Source organism: Pseudomonas sp. GG8 (genome assembly GCF_052976945.1).
In genome coordinates, this window is record NZ_JBRIIP010000001.1 from 1,034,744 (window position 1) to 1,052,733 (window position 17,990).

A 17,990-nucleotide genomic window follows, 5' to 3' on the forward strand; every position below is an offset into this window, starting at 1 on the left:
TTCCCGCTCGGGAGCCCCCGCGATGCTGCGTATCAGCCAAGAAGCTCTAACCTTCGACGACATTCTCCTAGTGCCCGGTTATTCCGAGGTGCTTCCTAACGAAGTTAGTTTGAAGACACGTTTGACACGTGGCATCGAGCTTAATATTCCGCTGGTCTCTGCCGCGATGGATACCGTGACTGAAGCCCGTCTGGCAATTGCCATGGCTCAGGAAGGTGGTATCGGTATTATCCACAAGAACATGACCATCGAGCAGCAAGCTGCCGAAGTGCGTAAGGTCAAGAAGTTCGAAGCCGGTGTAGTCAAGGACCCCATTACCATCGAGGCAGATGCCACGGTACGTGATCTGTTCGAACTGACGCATCTGCACAATATTTCCGGCGTACCGGTGATGCACAATGGCGACCTGGTCGGCATCGTGACGTCTCGGGATGTGCGCTTCGAAAACCGTCTGGATGTTCCTGTTCGGGAAGTGATGACGCCTAAAGAGCGTCTCGTCACTGTTCGTGAAGGCGCCGACAAGAACGAAGTGCGTGAGCTGCTGCACAGGCATCGTCTGGAAAAAGTCCTGATCGTCGACGACAAGTTCGCGCTCAAGGGCATGATGACCGTCAAGGACATCGAAAAAGCCAAGGCCTACCCATTGGCGAGCAAGGACGATCAAGGTCGTCTGCGTGTCGGCGCTGCGGTTGGTACCGGCAAGGACACTGCCGAACGCGTTGCAGCCCTGGTTTCCGCCGGCGTTGACGTGGTGGTGGTCGACACCGCTCACGGCCACTCCAAGGGCGTGATCGATCGCGTCCGTTGGGTCAAACAGAATTTCCCTGAAGTGCAGGTCATCGGCGGCAACATCGCTACCGGCGCTGCTGCCAAGGCGTTGGCTGAAGCGGGTGCCGATGCGGTCAAGGTCGGTATCGGTCCTGGCTCCATCTGCACCACGCGCATCGTTGCCGGTGTCGGCGTGCCGCAAATCAGCGCCATCGCCAACGTCGCCGCGGCCCTTGAAGGCACGGGCGTTCCGTTGATCGCCGATGGCGGCATCCGTTATTCGGGTGACCTGTCCAAAGCCATCGTGGCCGGTGCTTCCTGCGTGATGATGGGCTCGATGTTTGCCGGTACCGAAGAGGCGCCAGGTGAAATCGAACTGTTCCAGGGTCGCTCCTACAAGGCTTACCGCGGTATGGGTTCGTTGGGTGCGATGTCTCAGGCGCAGGGCTCATCTGACCGTTACTTCCAGGACTCTTCCGAGGGTGCCGAGAAGCTGGTGCCGGAAGGCATCGAAGGCCGGGTCGCTTACAAAGGCTCGCTGAGCGCTATCGTTCACCAATTGATGGGCGGCCTGCGTTCATCCATGGGTTACACCGGCAGCGCCACGATCGAAGAGATGCGCACCAAGCCAGAATTCGTGCGTATCACCGGTGCCGGCATGGCTGAGTCCCACGTCCACGACGTGCAGATCACCAAAGAAGCGCCGAACTACCGCGTAGGTTAAAAGCGCTATCCAGTGTCATCTAAATAATCGGGGCTGCTAGCAGCCCCGTGTTGTTTCCGAATTCCACCGAGAGAATGAGTCATGGCCCTCGACATTCACGCCCACCGCATCCTGATCCTCGACTTCGGTTCCCAGTACACCCAACTGATTGCCCGCCGCGTGCGTGAGATCGGCGTGTATTGCGAGCTGCATCCGTTCGACATGGACGACGAAGCGATTCGCGCATTCAACCCACGCGGGATCATTCTCGCCGGTGGCCCTGAGTCCGTACACGAAGCTGATAGCCCGCGTGCGCCAAAGGCCGTGTTTGACCTGAACGTGCCAGTCTTCGGAATTTGCTACGGCATGCAGACCATGGCTGAACAGCTGGGCGGTCGGGTGGAAGGTTCCGAGCTGCGCGAATTCGGTTACGCCCGAGTCGATGTGGTTGGCAAGAGCCGCCTCCTCGATGGTATTGAAGATCACGTTGATCCAGACGGTCTTTACGGCCTTGACGTGTGGATGAGCCACGGCGACAAAGTGACTGAAATCCCTGAAGGCTTTCACGTGCTGGCAAGCACCCCGAGTTGCTCGATTGCCGGCATGGCCGACGACTCGCGCGGCTACTACGGTGTGCAGTTCCACCCGGAAGTAACCCATACCAAGCAGGGCGGTCGCATCCTGTCGCGCTTCATTCTCGACATCTGCGGCTGCGAAGCGTTGTGGACGCCGTCGCACATCGCTGAAGACGCCATCGCGCATGTCCGTGCCCTGGTTGGCACCGATAACGTGCTGCTCGGTCTGTCCGGCGGTGTCGATTCTTCGGTGGTTGCGGCATTGCTGCACAAAGCCATCGGCGATCAACTGACCTGCGTATTCGTCGACAACGGCCTGCTGCGTCTGCACGAAGGCGAGCAAGTGATGGCCATGTTCGCCGAGAACATGGGTGTCAAAGTGATCCGCGCCAACGCTGCCGATCAGTTCCTCGACAATCTGGCGGGCGAGAGCGATCCAGAGAAGAAGCGCAAAATCATTGGTCGTACCTTCATCGATGTGTTCGATGCCGAATCCTGCAAGCTGGACAACATCAAGTACCTGGCTCAGGGCACCATCTACCCGGACGTGATCGAGTCGGCTGGCGCGAAAAGCGGCAAGGCTCATGTGATCAAGTCGCACCACAACGTGGGTGGCTTGCCGGACGAGATGAACCTGAAACTGGTCGAGCCGTTGCGCGAACTGTTCAAGGATGAAGTTCGCCGCCTGGGTCTCGAACTCGGCCTGCCGTACGACATGGTTTACCGTCACCCATTCCCGGGCCCGGGTCTCGGTGTACGGATTCTCGGTGAAGTGAAAAGGGAATACGCCGACCTGTTGCGTCGCGCTGACCACATTTTCATCGAAGAGCTGCGCAAGGCTGACTGGTATCACAAGGTCAGCCAGGCATTCGTGGTGTTCCAGCCGGTTAAATCGGTCGGTGTGGTGGGCGATGCCCGTCGTTACGCTTGGGTTGTCGCCCTGCGTGCAGTGGAAACCGTCGACTTCATGACCGCACGTTGGGCGCACCTGCCTTACGAGCTGCTGGAAACCGTCAGCGGCCGCATCATCAATGAAATCGAAGGCATCTCCCGCGTCACGTACGACGTGTCGAGCAAGCCGCCAGCGACTATTGAGTGGGAATGATCTGATCGCGGCGGCAGCTTTGCAGCGCTGAAATGATTCAATCTATAAGGGCAGCCTAGGCTGCCCTTATTTTTTTTCAAATGCAGGTGTATCGTATTCGCCCTTGGCATCTGTTCTCAGGTGTGTGCGGGCCATCCGGCTCCGCTCTGTTTTATTCTTGAGGTGCTTGCGCTTATGTCCTTTACCCGTCGACAAATACTCGGAGGTCTGGCCGGTCTTGCCGTGGTTGGTTTGGGCGCAGGTGGCGCTTCGCGCTATTGGCTGGGGCGCAGGAATTCCGAGGCGGGCCACGACTACGAGCTGATTGCCGCGCCATTGGATCTGGAGCTGGTGTGTGGCCATCAGACGCCGGCCTGGGCATTCGGTGGCTCTGCGCCGGGCACTGAGTTGCGGGTGCGTCAGGGCGAGTGGCTGCGAGTACGGTTCATCAACAAGCTGCCGGTGCCGACCACGATTCACTGGCACGGGATCCGTTTGCCGCTGGAAATGGACGGCGTGCCGTACGTTTCGCAGCTGCCTGTGTTGCCGGGGGAGTATTTCGATTACAGGTTTCGCGTGCCGGACGCTGGCAGCTACTGGTATCACCCACATGTGAATAGCAGTGAAGAGTTGGGTCGCGGGCTGGTCGGGCCGTTGATCGTCGAAGAGCGTGAGCCGACCGGTTTCCTGCATGAGCGGACCCTGAGCCTGAAAAGCTGGCATGTTGACGAAGAGGGGGCGTTCACCGCTTTCAGTGTGCCTCGTGAAGCCGCGCGCGGCGGTACGGCGGGGCGATTATCGACTATTAATGGCGTGCCGCAGGCCGTCATTGACTTGCCTGCCGGGCAGATTGTCCGGGTCAGGCTACTCAATCTCGACAATACCCTGACTTATCGCCTGAACATGCCCGGTGTCGAGGCGCAGATCTACGCGCTGGACGGTAATCCGGTCAAGCCACGGCCGTTGGGTAAGGAATATTGGCTGGGGCCGGGCATGCGCATTTGTCTGGCGATCAAGGCGCCAGCGGCGGGTGAAGAGATTTCGCTGCGCAATGGTCCGGTACGTCTGGGAACCTTTCGTTCGGTTGCCAACAGCGACGCAGCTGGCGAATGGCCTCCGGCGTTGCCGGTCAATCCGGTTTCCGAACCTGACATGGCTAACGCCGAGAAGCTCAACTTCAATTTCGAATGGGTGGGCTCCGTGTCGGTGAACGTCGACAATGGTGCACCACCGAGCTTGTGGCAGATCAATGGCAAGGCATGGGATATCACCGACAAGACCTGCGCCGACCGGCCCATCGCCAAGCTGCAAAAGGGTAGAAGCTACATCTTCGAGTTGAAGAACATGACCCAGTATCAGCACCCGATCCACTTGCACGGCATGAGTTTCAAGGTCATCGGGTCGAACCGCAGGACGATCATTCCGTACTTCACCGACACCTACCTGCTCGGTAAAAACGAGCGGGCACGTGTCGCGCTGGTAGCCGATAATCCGGGCGTGTGGATGTTCCACTGCCATGTGATCGACCACATGGAAACCGGGCTAATGGCCGCAATAGAGGTGTCCTGATGAGGCAGTCGCAGATTATTGATCGCAGTCAGGATCAACATTTCATGCGTGAGGCAATGGCGCTGGCCTCGCAGGGCGCAGCTTTGGGTGAAGTGCCCGTGGGCGCAATAGTGGTGCAGAACGGCGAAATTATCGGACGCGGGTTCAATTGCCCTATCAGCGGCAGCGACCCCAGCGCCCACGCCGAGATGGTCGCCATTCGCTCCGCAGCTCAGGCGCTCAGTAATTATCGGCTACCGGGCAGCACCCTCTACGTCACCCTCGAACCGTGCAGCATGTGCGCGGGCCTGATTGTGCATTCACGCATCGCTCGTGTGGTGTACGGTGCGCTTGAACCCAAGGCCGGTATTGTTCAGAGTCAGGGGCAGTTTTTCAGTCAGGCCTTTCTCAACCATCGGGTGTTGTTCGAAGGGGGGGTGCTGGCGGAGGAATGCGGGAGGATGCTGAGTGAGTTCTTCAAGATGCGCCGGGCGAAGGGTTGAGTTCGCTGGCGCGATAGGCCTGAGCCGACGCTTAAAGCGTCGGGTTTTCTTCAGTCGGTTTGGTCTTGTCCACGCCCGGCACATGCAGGTTGCCGTCGGCGACCTGACTGCCTTCAAGCTGCGGCTGGGTGACCCATGTGAGGATGTCGTAATAGCGACGGATGTTGGCGACAAAGTGCACGGGTTCGCCGCCTCGGGCATAACCGTAACGGGTTTTGCTGAACCATTTTTTTTGCGCCAGACGCGGTAACATTTTTTTTACGTCCAGCCATTTATTTGGATTCAGGCCTTCGTTCTCGGCCAATTTGCGCGCATCGTCCAGATGACCGCTACCGACGTTATAGGCCGCAAGTGCTAACCATGTACGGTCAGGTTCCTGAATCTTGTCGTCCAACTGATCCTTCATGTAGGCAAAGTACTTTGAGCCGCCGTCGATGCTTTGCTTGGCATCCAACCGGTTGGACACACCCATGGCCTGCGCCGTGTTTTGGGTCAGCATCATCAAACCCCGTACGCCGGTTTTTGACGTGACGCTGGGCTGCCATAACGATTCCTGATAACCGATGGCAGCCAGCAATCGCCAATCCACCTGCTCTTCCTTGCCTGCCGACCGGAAATGTTTTTCATAGTGCGGCAAACGCTGCTGAAGGTGTTGGGCGAAGGTGTAGGCCCCCATGTATCCAAGGACGTCGACATGCCCGTAATAGCGATCTTTCAAGCGCTGTAGCGTGCCGTTCTTCTCGACTTTGTCGAGGAAGTTGTTGATCTCGTTCAGCAGGCTGTTGTCTTCGCCCAGCGCGACGGCCCAGCGCTGATCACGGCTATCGCCCAGGTCGAAGGCAACGCGCACGTTCGGGAAGTACACCTGATTCATTGCCAATTCATTGGAGTCGACCAGGGTCAGGTCAATTTGGCCCTCATCCACCATGCGCAGCAGATCGACCACTTCCACTGCGTCGGACTCTTCGTACTCCAGTGTCGGCATTTTCAGTTTCAGTGCGGCCAGCTGTTCGGCATGGCTGCTGCCCTTGAGCACCATGATCTTCTTTCCGATCAAATCGCCAGCGTCGGTCGGGCGCGACTGGCCGTTGCGGTAGATGATCTGGGGGGTGACTTGCAGGTACGGATGGGAAAAGCGGGCTTGCAGCTTGCGTGTGTCGGTAGCGACCAGGCCCGCAGCAGCCAGCACTGGGCCTCCGGGCTTCTGCAACTGATCGAATAAATCATCAAGATTGTCGGCGGTTTCGATCTTCAGTTCGACCCCAAGATCCTTGGCGAAGCGCTTGACCAGCTCGTATTCGAAACCGGTTTCACCGTTGCGATCCTGGAAATAAGTGGCCGGGCTGTTACGAGTGACCACGCGCAGAATGCCGTCCTCCTTGACTCGCTCCAGTGTGTTGGGTTTATCAACACAGGCGCCGAGCATTAGGAAGAGTCCGGTTGCGATGAGCCATTTGGCACAGCGCGGGCGGAAAGCGGATTGGGAAAACATAGGTGCAGTATACGCAAAGGACCCCGACCGCCATATCTCGACAGTGAGGGCCTTGTCTGATAGAGCGGAGTCGTTCTCGGGTCACCGACATCAGGCGATGCTGGAAACCACCGTTCTGGGTGCTGAAAGGGGCGGTTTAGGCTAGAATGTATGGCCTCAAAGCACACCCCTTCCCGAGGCTGTCCCGAAGATGTTGATCCTGCGCGGTGCTCCTGCCCTTTCTGCCTTCCGCCACAGCAAATTACTTGAGCAGCTGAAACAAAAAGTTTCAGCTGTCAGTGGCTTGTACGCTGAATTCGCCCACTTCGCTGAGGTCACTGGCGTTCTGACCGATGAAGAACAGCAGGTCCTTGCCCGCCTTCTGAAATACGGCCCGAGTGTGCCGGTTCAAGAGCCGAGCGGCCGGCTGTTTCTGGTGTTGCCGCGTTTTGGCACTATCTCACCCTGGTCGAGCAAGGCCAGCGATATTGCCCGCAACTGCGGTCTGGCAAAAATTCAGCGCCTTGAGCGCGGTATCGCTTTCTATGTAGAAGGCCAGTTCAGCGACGTCGAGGCCGAGCTGATTGCTGGCGCTCTGCATGACCGCATGACGCAGCTGGTGTTGGGCACGCTGGAACAGGCCGCTGGTCTGTTCCGCCATGCCGAACCCAAGCCGCTGACGGCCATCGATGTTCTGGGTGGCGGTCGCGTGGCGCTGGAAAAAGCCAACATCGAGCTGGGCCTGGCCCTGGCCGATGATGAAATCGATTATTTGGTGACCAGCTTCGAGACATTGGGGCGCAATCCCCATGACATCGAATTGATGATGTTCGCCCAGGCCAACTCTGAGCATTGCCGCCACAAAATCTTCAATGCCAGCTGGGATATCGACGGCCAGAACCAGGAAAAAAGCCTGTTCGGCATGATCAAGAACACTTTCCAGATGCATGGCGAAGGTGTCCTCTCTGCCTATAAGGACAACGCTGCGGTCATCGAAGGCCCTGTGGCGGGTCGTTTCTTCCCGAACCCTGAAACCCGTCAGTACGGCGCGGTGCAGGAGCCGGTGCACATCTTGATGAAGGTCGAGACCCACAACCACCCAACCGCGATTGCTCCGTTCCCGGGTGCCTCTACCGGCTCCGGCGGCGAGATTCGTGACGAGGGTGCGACCGGTCGCGGCGCCAAGCCAAAAGCCGGCCTGACCGGTTTTACCGTGTCGAACCTGCTGATTCCCGGTTTTGAACAGCCGTGGGAAGTGCCTTACGGCAAACCCGAGCGCATCGTGACGGCGCTGGACATCATGCTTGAAGGCCCGCTGGGCGGCGCGGCGTTCAACAACGAATTTGGGCGTCCGGCCCTGACCGGTTACTTCCGCACCTTCGAACAATCGATCAGCACCCCGCACGGCGATGAAGTCCGTGGTTACCACAAGCCGATCATGCTGGCTGGCGGTATGGGCAACATCCGTGATGAACACGTACAGAAAGCCGAGATCACTGTCGGCTCCAAGCTGATCGTGCTCGGTGGTCCGGCCATGTTGATTGGTCTGGGTGGCGGTGCAGCGTCATCGATGGCGACCGGCACCAGCTCGGCGGATCTGGATTTTGCTTCGGTTCAGCGTGAAAACCCTGAAATGGAGCGTCGCTGTCAGGAAGTGATCGACCGTTGCTGGCAGTTGGGCGATCAAAACCCGATCAGCTTTATCCATGACGTCGGCGCGGGCGGTCTGTCCAATGCCTTCCCTGAACTGGTCAACGATGGCGGACGAGGCGGTCGTTTCGAGCTGCGCAACATTCCAAATGACGAGCCGGGCATGGCCCCGCTGGAAATCTGGAGCAACGAATCACAAGAACGTTATGTGATGGCGGTTGGCGCTGCGGATTTCGAGCGCTTCAAAGCCATTTGCGAACGTGAGCGTTGCCCGTTTGCCGTCGTCGGTGAAGCCACTGCCGAGCCGCAACTGACGGTGACCGACAGCCACTTCGGCAACAGCCCGGTGGACATGCCGCTGGAAGTGCTGCTGGGCAAGGCGCCGCGCATGCACCGTTCGGCGACTCGCGAAAGCGAACTGGGCGATGATTTCGACCCGAGCACCCTGGATATCGACGAGTGTGTGCAGCGCGTTTTGCATCACCCGGCCGTCGCCAGCAAAAGCTTCCTGATCACCATCGGCGACCGGACCATCACCGGTCTGGTTGCTCGCGATCAAATGGTAGGTCCGTGGCAAGTGCCCGTGGCCGACTGTGCCGTGACTGCTACCAGTTTCGATGTGAACACCGGTGAAGCCATGGCCATGGGCGAGCGTACGCCGCTGGCGCTGCTGGACGCTCCGGCGTCCGGGCGTATGGCGATTGGCGAGACCCTGACCAACATCGTCGCTTCACGCATTGCGAAAATTTCCGACATCAAACTGTCGGCCAACTGGATGTCCGCTGCCGGTCACCCCGGTGAAGACGCCCGTTTGTATGACACAGTGAAAGCGGTTGGCATGGAGTTGTGCCCTGAACTGGGCATCACCATCCCGGTGGGCAAGGACTCAATGTCCATGAAAACCCAGTGGCGCGATGACGGCACCGAGAAGAGCGTGACGTCGCCGCTGTCGTTGATCGTGACCGGCTTTGCCCCGGTGGTCGACATCCGCCAGACCCTGACGCCGGAGCTGCGCATGGACAAGGGCGAAACCGATCTGATCCTGATTGATCTGGGTCGTGGTCAGAACCGCATGGGCGCCTCGATTCTCGCCCAGGTTCACGGCAAGTTGGGTCGTGTCGCACCCGACGTGGATGATGCTGAAGACCTCAAGGCGTTCTTCGCTGTGATCCAGGGTCTGAATGCTGACGGCCACTTGCTGGCTTATCACGACCGTTCCGACGGTGGTCTGTTGGTTACCACTCTGGAAATGGCCTTCGCCGGCCACTGCGGTTTGAACCTGTACCTGGACAGCCTGGCAGAAACCTCCGCCGAACTGGCAGCCATCCTGTTCAACGAAGAGCTGGGCGCAGTGATTCAGGTTCACCAGGATGATACGCCGGTGGTGCTTGCACAGTTCAGCGCGGCCGGGCTTCAGGATTGCGTCGCGGTCATCGGTCAGCCGGTGAACAACGATGAAGTGGCGGTCAGCTTCAACGGTGATCAGGTGTTTGCCGGTCAACGTCGTTCGCTGCAACGTCAGTGGGCCGAGACCAGTTATCAAATCCAGCGTCTGCGTGACAACGTCGAATGCGCCGAGCAAGAGTTCGACGTACTGCTTGAAGAAGACAACCCTGGCCTGAGTATCAAGCTGGGCTTCGATGTGAACGAAAACATCAGCGCGCCGTACATCAAGAAAGGCATTCGTCCGCAAGTGGCGGTTCTGCGTGAACAGGGCGTCAACGGTCAGGTCGAGATGGCGGCGGCGTTCGATCGCGCCGGCTTCAACGCCATCGACGTACACATGAGCGATATTCTTGCCGGTAGCGTTGATCTGAATGAGTTCAAAGGTCTGGTGGCCTGCGGTGGTTTCTCCTACGGCGACGTGCTCGGCGCGGGCGAAGGCTGGGCCAAGTCGGCCCTGTTCAACAGCCGCGCGCGGGATGCTTTCCAGAACTTCTTCGAGCGTCATGACAGCTTCACCCTTGGCGTGTGTAACGGTTGCCAGATGTTGTCCAACCTTCGCGAACTGGTTCCAGGCAGCGAGTTCTGGCCTCACTTCGTGCGCAACCGCTCTGAGCAGTTCGAAGCACGGGTAGCGATGGTTCAGGTTCAGGAATCAGCGTCGATCTTCCTACAGGGTATGGCCGGTTCGCGCATGCCGATCGCCATTGCTCACGGTGAGGGTCTGGCTGAGTTCCGCAACGAAAACGCGTTGCTCGAAGCTGATGTGTCCGGATGTGTAGCCATGCGGTTTGTCGACAACCATGGCAAGGTCACCGAAACCTACCCTGCCAACCCGAACGGTTCGCCGCGCGGGATTACGGGTCTCACCAGCCGTGACGGTCGCGTCACCATCATGATGCCGCACCCTGAGCGTGTGTTCCGTGCCGTACAGAACTCCTGGTGTCCGGAAGAGTGGGATGAAGACGGCGCCTGGATGCGCATGTTCCGTAATGCGCGGGTATGGGTGAACTGACAGACAACGGTCGAGCCATGTACAAGCTCAGCTTCTTCGTTCCACCGAGCCATGTAGAGGTGGTCAAGAGTGCCGTATTCGCCGCAGGTGCCGGGCGAATCGGGGCTTACGACAACTGCTCATGGCAGGTGCTGGGTCAAGGCCAGTTTCGCCCGCTGGACGGCAGTCAGCCGTTTATTGGGCAGGCAGGCGAGATCGAGCAGGTGGAGGAATGGAAGGTCGAGTTGGTAGTGGCTGACGAGTTGATCGCTCAGGCAGTGATGGCTCTAAAGCAGAGCCATCCCTATGAAACGCCAGCTTACGAAGTGTGGAAGCTGGCGGATTTCTGAATCAGCCGGACCAGATTCATGTTGCCTCTGGCCGGCAGACAGTAGGCGCTGACCGGGCTGCGATGGAGTACAAAGCGGTCCTGCAGTGCCTACAGAATGGCGGAGTACTGAGCCGGGAGGTATCAGGGAGGACGTTGCGTCAATCAGAATAGTCAGGGACGGATCTCGACCATGGTGCCGTCTTTGACCAGATCCCAGAGCTCGCGCATGTCGGTATTTTTCATGGCGATGCAGCCGTCGGTCCAGTCCAGGGTCTGGAAATACCACTCCGGGTAATCATCGTTGACCGGCGTGCCGTGGATCATGATCATGCTGCCCGGGCTGACGCCATCGCGTCGGGCGCGCGCCGAGTCGCTGATGTTCGGGTAGGAGATATGCATCGACAGGTTGTAACTGTCGCTGACCTTGCGCCAGTCCAGCCAGTAAAGACCTTCCGGGGTGCGCTTGTCGCCTTCTCGAAGCTTTTGCCCCTTGGGCACTTTACCCAGCGAAATGCGGTAGGTCTTGAGCGCCGCGCCGTCGCTGATCAACTGCAGTTGATGTGCCGATTTCAGAATCAGTATTTTATCGATGTTTTGAGCAGCGATGCTGTGCGTGTTGATGACTGCTCCACCAATGAACCTCTGTTCACTGCCCTTGGGCAGTCTGGTTTCGGTGAATGCAGCTTGAGACAGCGGAACGACGCAACTACATAAAAGGGCAAGCAACCAACGCATCGAAACGGTATCCCTGAGCAATGTATGGGCAGCGCTACACGCGCTGCCCGCGGAGTAATTAGGTCTTTTTTATCTGCTGCAACGGTGCCAGAGACTCAGTTCGCACTGGGTAGACCTGCTGGATCCGGTCGGCAAAGAAGCATTCTAAGGTACGTTTTACCGTCATGAAAGCCAGCTCGGACCATGGAATGTCAGCCTCGTCGAAAAGCCGCACCTCCAGGCTCTCTACCCCGGCGGCAAACTCCAGATCTACCAGCTCGGCGCGATAAAACACGTGTACCTGACTGATGTGCGGCACATCGACCAGCATGTACAGGCTCAGGTTGCGCAGCGTGGCGCAGGCTTCTTCCGCCGTTTCGCGGCGGGCGGCCTGTTCGACCGTTTCCCCGTTTTCCATGAAACCGGCTGGTAAGGTCCAGTACCCCATGCGCGGCTCGATGGCGCGACGGCATAGAAGCACCTGCGAGCCCCAGATTGGCAGGCTCCCGGCGACGATATTAGGGTTCTGATAATGGACGGTCTGGCAATGCTCGCAGACGTAACGTAAGCGGCTATCGCCTTCGGGGATGCGCTGAATGACCGGGTTGCCGCACTGGCTGCAGAATTTCATGCTGAACGTCGATTCCTGAAATCAGTCGCTATCTTGGCGTGCCGCACCGGGGTCGGCAAGCTGAGCTTACACAAGCAGGTCCAATCAGTTGCCGGGTTGTCCTACAAGGGGTTGGGCGTATCGCCGCTTTGGTGCATTATGCCAGTTAGGCAACAGATCGAGATTTCCCATGCTGGACGAGCTACTTCGCCGTGTAAGCAGTCATACGCCGCGTACTCTGGAAACGGATCGACGTTTCCCCGAGGCCGCTGTCCTAGTGCCCATCACTCGGAGTGATGAGCCGGAGTTGATCCTGACCCTGCGCGCCAGCGGGCTTTCGACCCATGGCGGCGAAGTCGCCTTCCCTGGTGGGCGGCGTGATCCCGAAGACCCGGACCTGATTTTTACGGCCTTGCGTGAGGCCGAGGAAGAAATCGGTCTGCCGCCTGGTCTGGTCGAGGTGATCGGCCCGCTCAGTCCGTTGATCTCTTTGCACGGAATCAGGGTCACGCCTTACGTAGGCATCATCCCTGACTTCGTCGAATACCAGGCCAACGATGCCGAGATTGCGGCTGTCTTCAGCGTGCCTCTGGCGTTCTTTCGCGAGGACCCGCGTGAGCATACTCACCGTATCGATTACCAGGGTCGTAGTTGGTATGTGCCCAGCTATCGTTTCGGTGAATTCAAAATATGGGGTCTGACAGCGATCATGATCGTCGAACTGGTCAATGTGCTGTACGACGCCGACATCAGCCTGCACACGCCGCCTGAGCGTTTTATCAATATTTGATACTTACCCACGGCCTGCGGGCCATGAGGAAACCACTATGAAATATCGCTTGGGAGATTCCCATGTCGACACTCATCCGCAAAGCTGGGTTGCGCCTACTGCCACCCTGATTGGCAAGGTCAAGCTCGAAGCCGGTGCCAGCGTTTGGTTTGGCGCCGTATTGCGTGGCGACAACGAGCTGATCCATATCGGTGAGAACAGCAACGTACAAGATGGCACGGTGATGCACACCGACATGGGGTCGCCGCTGATCATCGGCAAAAATGTCACCATCGGCCATAACGTCATGCTGCATGGCTGCACCGTGGGCGATTGCAGCTTGATCGGCATCAATTCGGTCATCCTTAACGGTGCCAAGATCGGCAACTATTGCATCATCGGCGCCAACTCGCTGATTGGCGAGGGCAAGGAAATCCCCGACGGCTCACTGGTCATGGGCTCGCCCGGCAAAGTGGTGCGTGAACTGACGGACGCGCAGAAAAAAATGCTTGAAGCCAGTGCTGCGCATTACGTGCACAACGCCCAGCGCTATGCGCGTGATCTGGCCCCGCAGGAAGACTGATGAGTGTCGAGCGACCGGTTGCTTCGCCGTGTGTGAATATTTGCGCGCTGGACGAGGCGGACATCTGTCTGGGCTGCCAGCGCACCGTTGAGGAAATTACCCGCTGGAGTCGCATGGACAATACTGAGCGCCGCGTGGTGCTTGGACGCTGTCATGAGCGAGCGCGGGACAGTGGCATGCTGTGGACGGTGGGTGTGAAAACCACTCCTTGATTCTGGCGCCTCACTTTTTCGGGACGAGGCCCAAGTGATCGGCTTCGTGGTAAATTGCGCGCCTTTCTTCTCCCCATGAGTCGCCCACCAATGGCGGGCTGGCTCGATGATCTGCTCCACGAGGACCTGAGATGACTCAAATCGGAACGCCACTGTCGCCTACCGCGACGCGCGTATTGCTCTGCGGTTGCGGCGAGCTTGGCAAGGAGGTGGTGATCGAACTGCAACGCCTGGGCGTCGAAGTGATCGCTGTTGACCGTTATGCCAACGCGCCAGCCATGCAGGTCGCGCATCGTAGTCATGTAATCAACATGCTCGACGGTGCCGCCTTGCGCGCAGTGATCGAGGCCGAGAAGCCGCATTATATCGTCCCGGAAATCGAAGCCATTGCGACCGCGACCCTGGTCGAGCTGGAGTCCGAAGGTTTTACCGTGATCCCCACTGCCCGGGCAGCTCTGTTGACGATGAACCGCGAAGGCATTCGTCGTCTGGCCGCTGAAGAACTGGATCTGCCGACTTCGCCGTATCATTTCGCCGACACCTTTGAAGACTACCGTCAGGCGGTTGAGAACCTCGGTTTCCCGTGTGTGGTCAAGCCGGTGATGAGTTCGTCGGGTAAAGGCCAAAGCCTGCTCAAAAGCACTGACGACGTGCAAGGTGCCTGGGATTATGCGCAGGAAGGCGGCCGTGCCGGTAAGGGGCGTGTGATCATCGAGGGGTTCATCGATTTCGATTACGAAATCACCCTGCTGACTGTGCGCCATATTGGCGGCACTACCTTCTGTGCGCCGGTCGGGCATCGTCAGGAGAAGGGCGACTATCAGGAATCCTGGCAGCCGCAGGTCATGAGCCCGGTTGCTTTGGCTGAGTCCGAGCGGGTTGCACGCGCCGTGACCGAGGCCTTGGGTGGCCGTGGTCTGTTTGGCGTCGAGTTGTTCATCAAGGGTGATCAGGTCTGGTTCAGCGAAGTCTCGCCGCGTCCACATGACACCGGCCTGGTGACCCTGATCTCTCAGGACCTGTCGCAGTTCGCGCTGCATGCGCGGGCGATCCTCGGCCTGCCGATCCCCTTGATCCGTCAGTTCGGACCCTCGGCTTCGGCAGTGATTCTGGTGGAAGGCAAATCCACGCAAACCAGTTTCGCCAACCTGGGTGCTGCCTTGAGCGAGCCCGACACCGCGTTACGCCTGTTCGGCAAACCGGAAGTCAATGGTCAGCGGCGCATGGGTGTGGCCCTGGCTCGCGACGAGACCATCGAAGCCGCCCGCGCCAAAGCGACGCGTGCGTCCAAAGCGGTGAAGGTTCAGCTATAACTGCAACTGCAACTGCAACTGCGAATTGCCTGACGCTGTGCGTCAGGCAATTCGGTCCAGATCGTTTTCCCGCGTCTCTTTCAGGCATAGCACAGCGATCAAGCTGAGCAAAGCTGCTGCCGACACATACCCGCCAACCCAGCTCAAGCCGCCCATCGCCACCAGTTTCTGGGCGAAGAAGGGCGCCACTGACGCCCCCACGATACCGCCCAGGTTGTACGCCGCAGATGCGCCGGTATAACGCACACGCGTCGGAAACAGTTCAGGCAGCATCGCGCCCATTGGGGCGAAGGTCACGCCCATCAGGAACAGTTCGATGCAAAGGAACAGCGCAACGGCCCATGTAGTGCCGTAAGTCAGCAAGGGTTCCATGGTGAAGCCAGACAGGATCGCCAGCACACCGCCAATGATCAGCACCGGTTTGCGCCCGAAACGGTCGCTGGCCCAGGCCGCCAGGGGTGTGGCTGCGGCCATGAACAGTACGGCAAAGCACAGCAGGCCAAGGAACGTCTCGCGACTGTAACCGAGGGTCGATACGCCGTAGCTCAGGGAGAACACAGTCGAGATATAGAACAGCGCGTAGCACACCACCATTGATGCCGCGCCCAGCAGCATAGGGCGCCAGTATTGGCTAAGGAGTTCCGCCAAGGGCATCTTGACCCGCTCGTGTCGGGCGATGGCGTTGGCGAAGATCGGTGTTTCCTCAAGCTTGAGCCTTACGTACAGGCCGACCATCACCAGTAACGCGCTGAGCAAAAACGGAACGCGCCAGCCCCAGGAGCGGAACTGTTCGTCATTCAGCGTCATGGCCAGGGTCAGGAACAACCCGTTAGCCGCCAGGAACCCAATCGATGGACCCAGTTGCGGGAACATGCCAAACCAGGCGCGCTTGCCCTTGGGGGCGTTTTCGGTAGCGAGCAATGCCGCGCCGCCCCATTCGCCGCCCAGCCCCAGCCCTTGGCCGAAACGCAATACGCACAACAGAATCGGGGCCCAGGCGCCAATCGTGGCATAGCCCGGCAGCACGCCAATCAGGGTGGTGCAGATGCCCATCAGCAAGAGCGAGGCCACCAATGTCGATTTGCGGCCGACACGGTCGCCAAAATGGCCGAACAAGGCCGAGCCCAGCGGCCGCGCAAGAAAGGCGATGCCGAAGGTCAGAAACGCCGACATCATTTGTGCGGTGCCCGACGTCTGCGGGAAGAATACCGGGCCGATGACCAGCGCGGCAGCTGTGGCGTACACGTAAAAATCGTAGAACTCGATGGCGGTGCCAATGAAGCTGGCAACGGCCACGCGCCGGGCCGAGTTGGCCGGTTTGGTCGCTGCGGCATCGTGCTCGAAAGTGGTGCTATTGGTCATCCGAATGTCCCTGTTGGATTTTTGTTTTTATGATGTCGCCAAGGTTCAGCGAGTGGCGCTTTTTCGGGTGCGGCGGTGAACAGTCGGCGTGATCGGGAAGCGCTTAAACGGCGGCGCGAGTGCTGCTGTTCTGCCACATCAGGACTCGGGTGACCCGATTGTCTTCGGTTTCGAGAATTTCCAGACGGTATGGCCCGATTTTCACGCATACCGAGCTGTCTGGAATGGTTTCCAGTGCTTCGGTGACCAGGCCATTGAGGGTTTTTGGGCCATCGGAAGGCAAGTGCCAGCCGAGACTTTTGTTCAATTCGCGAATCGACGCAGCGCCATCAATCACCAGGCGACCGTCGGTTTGCGGGTGGATATGCGGATTGTCGAAGCTCTGTTCGTTTTCAAACTCACCGACGATTTCTTCAAGGATGTCTTCCAGGCTGACAATGCCAAGCACTTCGCCGTACTCGTCGACGACCACGCCCAGGCGGCGCTGTTGCTTGTGAAAATTCAGCAGTTGCAGTTGCAGCGGGGTGCTTTCCGGGACGAAATAAGGATCGTAGCAAGCCTCGATCAGGTCTTCTTTGGTCAGGTCGGCATGCGGCAGCAAATGGCTGATCTGGCGTGTATTGAGTACACCTTCCACTTGGTTGATATCGTTGTGGTACACCGGCAGCCGCGTATGGCGGGAGATGATCAGTTGTTCGATGATGCGCTGGATCGGGTCATCCAGATTGATGCCGTCGACTTCGCTACGCGGTACCAGAATGTCGTTCACGGTAATGCTGTCCAGCGCGTGAATGCCCGATAGTACATGTGAGCGGCTGGGCTGGTTATCCTGCTGGCCGTCATGGAGCAAGACCGTCAGCGGTACTTCATTGTCCTTTTTGCGGGCGTTCGGTTTGTCGCGGATACCGAAGGGTCGCAGTAGCGTGCAGGCGATGGCGGAGAACAGCCAGGCCAAGGGAGAGAGTAGCTTCATGGGCAAGCGCAGAGTGCTGTTACCCAGCATCAATATCGCTTCCGGGTAACGTGCCGCCAGGGTGCGCGGTATGAATTCGGCAAAGATCAATAGCACACTGCTGACGCCGATCCACGCCAGCGTAGGCCCGTTGTTGTACCAGAAGTGCAGCGCCAACAGCATGCTGATGATGGTGATCAGTACTTTGATCAGGGTATTGCTCAGGATCAGGCTGCCCAGCTCAAACGCCAGCTTTGGCATGGAGGTGTCAGTAGCGCGACCGTTCGGACGCACAGCCTTGAGGTACTGGTGTGCGGCGTCTACCGCAGTGAGCAGGCCGGACCAAAGAATCAGCAGGGTCAATACACCAAACATCGGGCCGATGGGCAGGTTATTCATGATCAA

Annotated in this window: 15 protein-coding genes; 10 read left to right on the forward strand and 5 right to left on the reverse strand. The window is 58.6% G+C overall.

What is annotated here, in order from left to right; genetic code table 11:
* Positions 1-22 precede the first annotated feature (22 nt).
* The 4 genes from guaB to tadA all read left to right on the forward strand — a co-directional run bounded on the left by guaB (position 23) and on the right by tadA (position 5,181).
* Positions 23-1,492, forward strand: a complete 1,470-nt coding sequence (guaB, locus tag ACVBEG_RS05090; RefSeq protein ID WP_219061145.1) for an IMP dehydrogenase — start codon at positions 23-25, stop codon at positions 1,490-1,492.
* A gap of 81 nt (positions 1,493-1,573) precedes the next feature.
* Positions 1,574-3,151 (forward strand): glutamine-hydrolyzing GMP synthase, encoded by a 1,578-nt coding sequence (gene guaA, locus ACVBEG_RS05095; protein ID WP_322178144.1) that lies wholly within the window; start codon positions 1,574-1,576, stop codon positions 3,149-3,151.
* Positions 3,152-3,325: 174 nt separating this feature from the next.
* A complete protein-coding gene (locus tag ACVBEG_RS05100) occupies positions 3,326-4,699 on the forward strand; it encodes a multicopper oxidase family protein (protein ID WP_447107425.1) in 1,374 nt (457 codons plus the stop codon).
* Complete coding sequence (tadA, locus tag ACVBEG_RS05105) at positions 4,699-5,181, forward strand: tRNA adenosine(34) deaminase TadA (protein WP_322178146.1); 483 nt, start codon at positions 4,699-4,701, stop codon at positions 5,179-5,181. Before ACVBEG_RS05100 ends, tadA begins: the two co-directional genes overlap by 1 nt.
* A 31-nt stretch (positions 5,182-5,212) precedes the next feature.
* Here the strand turns inward: tadA and mltF are convergent, their stop codons facing one another.
* Positions 5,213-6,673: a membrane-bound lytic murein transglycosylase MltF gene (gene mltF / locus ACVBEG_RS05110; RefSeq protein WP_322178147.1), complete on the reverse strand. Its 1,461-nt coding sequence runs from the start codon at positions 6,671-6,673 to the stop codon at positions 5,213-5,215.
* A gap of 190 nt (positions 6,674-6,863) precedes the next feature.
* Here mltF and purL point away from each other — a divergent pair, with 190 nt between their 5' ends.
* Positions 6,864-10,760, forward strand: coding sequence for a phosphoribosylformylglycinamidine synthase (purL, locus tag ACVBEG_RS05115; protein WP_447107426.1), 3,897 nt, complete (start codon positions 6,864-6,866; stop codon positions 10,758-10,760).
* 17 nt (positions 10,761-10,777) lie between these two features.
* Positions 10,778-11,089, forward strand: a complete 312-nt coding sequence (locus ACVBEG_RS05120; protein ID WP_322183052.1) for a YqfO family protein — start codon at positions 10,778-10,780, stop codon at positions 11,087-11,089.
* Between the two features lie 152 nt (positions 11,090-11,241).
* Here the strand turns inward: ACVBEG_RS05120 and ACVBEG_RS05125 are convergent, their stop codons facing one another.
* Positions 11,242-11,805 (reverse strand): L,D-transpeptidase family protein, encoded by a 564-nt coding sequence (locus ACVBEG_RS05125; RefSeq protein ID WP_322178149.1) that lies wholly within the window; start codon positions 11,803-11,805, stop codon positions 11,242-11,244.
* A 58-nt stretch (positions 11,806-11,863) separates the two neighbouring features.
* Positions 11,864-12,415 (reverse strand): NUDIX hydrolase, encoded by a 552-nt coding sequence (locus tag ACVBEG_RS05130; RefSeq protein ID WP_322178150.1) that lies wholly within the window; start codon positions 12,413-12,415, stop codon positions 11,864-11,866.
* A 169-nt stretch (positions 12,416-12,584) separates the two neighbouring features.
* Here ACVBEG_RS05130 and ACVBEG_RS05135 point away from each other — a divergent pair, with 169 nt between their 5' ends.
* The 4 genes from ACVBEG_RS05135 (at position 12,585) to purT (ending at position 15,271) form a co-directional block, all read left to right on the forward strand.
* Positions 12,585-13,184, forward strand: a complete 600-nt coding sequence (locus ACVBEG_RS05135; RefSeq protein ID WP_322178151.1) for a CoA pyrophosphatase — start codon at positions 12,585-12,587, stop codon at positions 13,182-13,184.
* Positions 13,185-13,221: 37 nt separating this feature from the next.
* Complete coding sequence (locus tag ACVBEG_RS05140; protein ID WP_322178152.1) at positions 13,222-13,746, forward strand: gamma carbonic anhydrase family protein; 525 nt, start codon at positions 13,222-13,224, stop codon at positions 13,744-13,746.
* Positions 13,743-13,958 (forward strand): DUF1289 domain-containing protein, encoded by a 216-nt coding sequence (locus ACVBEG_RS05145; protein WP_322183053.1) that lies wholly within the window; start codon positions 13,743-13,745, stop codon positions 13,956-13,958. Before ACVBEG_RS05140 ends, ACVBEG_RS05145 begins: the two co-directional genes overlap by 4 nt.
* A 131-nt stretch (positions 13,959-14,089) precedes the next feature.
* Entirely contained in the window at positions 14,090-15,271 is a 1,182-nt protein-coding gene (gene purT / locus ACVBEG_RS05150) for a formate-dependent phosphoribosylglycinamide formyltransferase (RefSeq protein WP_322178153.1), read from the forward strand.
* A 42-nt stretch (positions 15,272-15,313) separates the two neighbouring features.
* Here the strand turns inward: purT and ACVBEG_RS05155 are convergent, their stop codons facing one another.
* Together ACVBEG_RS05155 and ACVBEG_RS05160 are read right to left on the reverse strand one after the other, a co-directional pair.
* Positions 15,314-16,633 (reverse strand): MFS transporter, encoded by a 1,320-nt coding sequence (locus tag ACVBEG_RS05155; RefSeq protein ID WP_322178154.1) that lies wholly within the window; start codon positions 16,631-16,633, stop codon positions 15,314-15,316.
* Between the two features lie 103 nt (positions 16,634-16,736).
* The gene (locus ACVBEG_RS05160; protein ID WP_322215227.1) at positions 16,737-17,984 is read right to left on the reverse strand and encodes an HlyC/CorC family transporter; all 1,248 of its coding nucleotides are present in this window, start codon (positions 17,982-17,984) and stop codon (positions 16,737-16,739) included.
* Between the last annotated feature and the right edge of the window lie 6 nt (positions 17,985-17,990).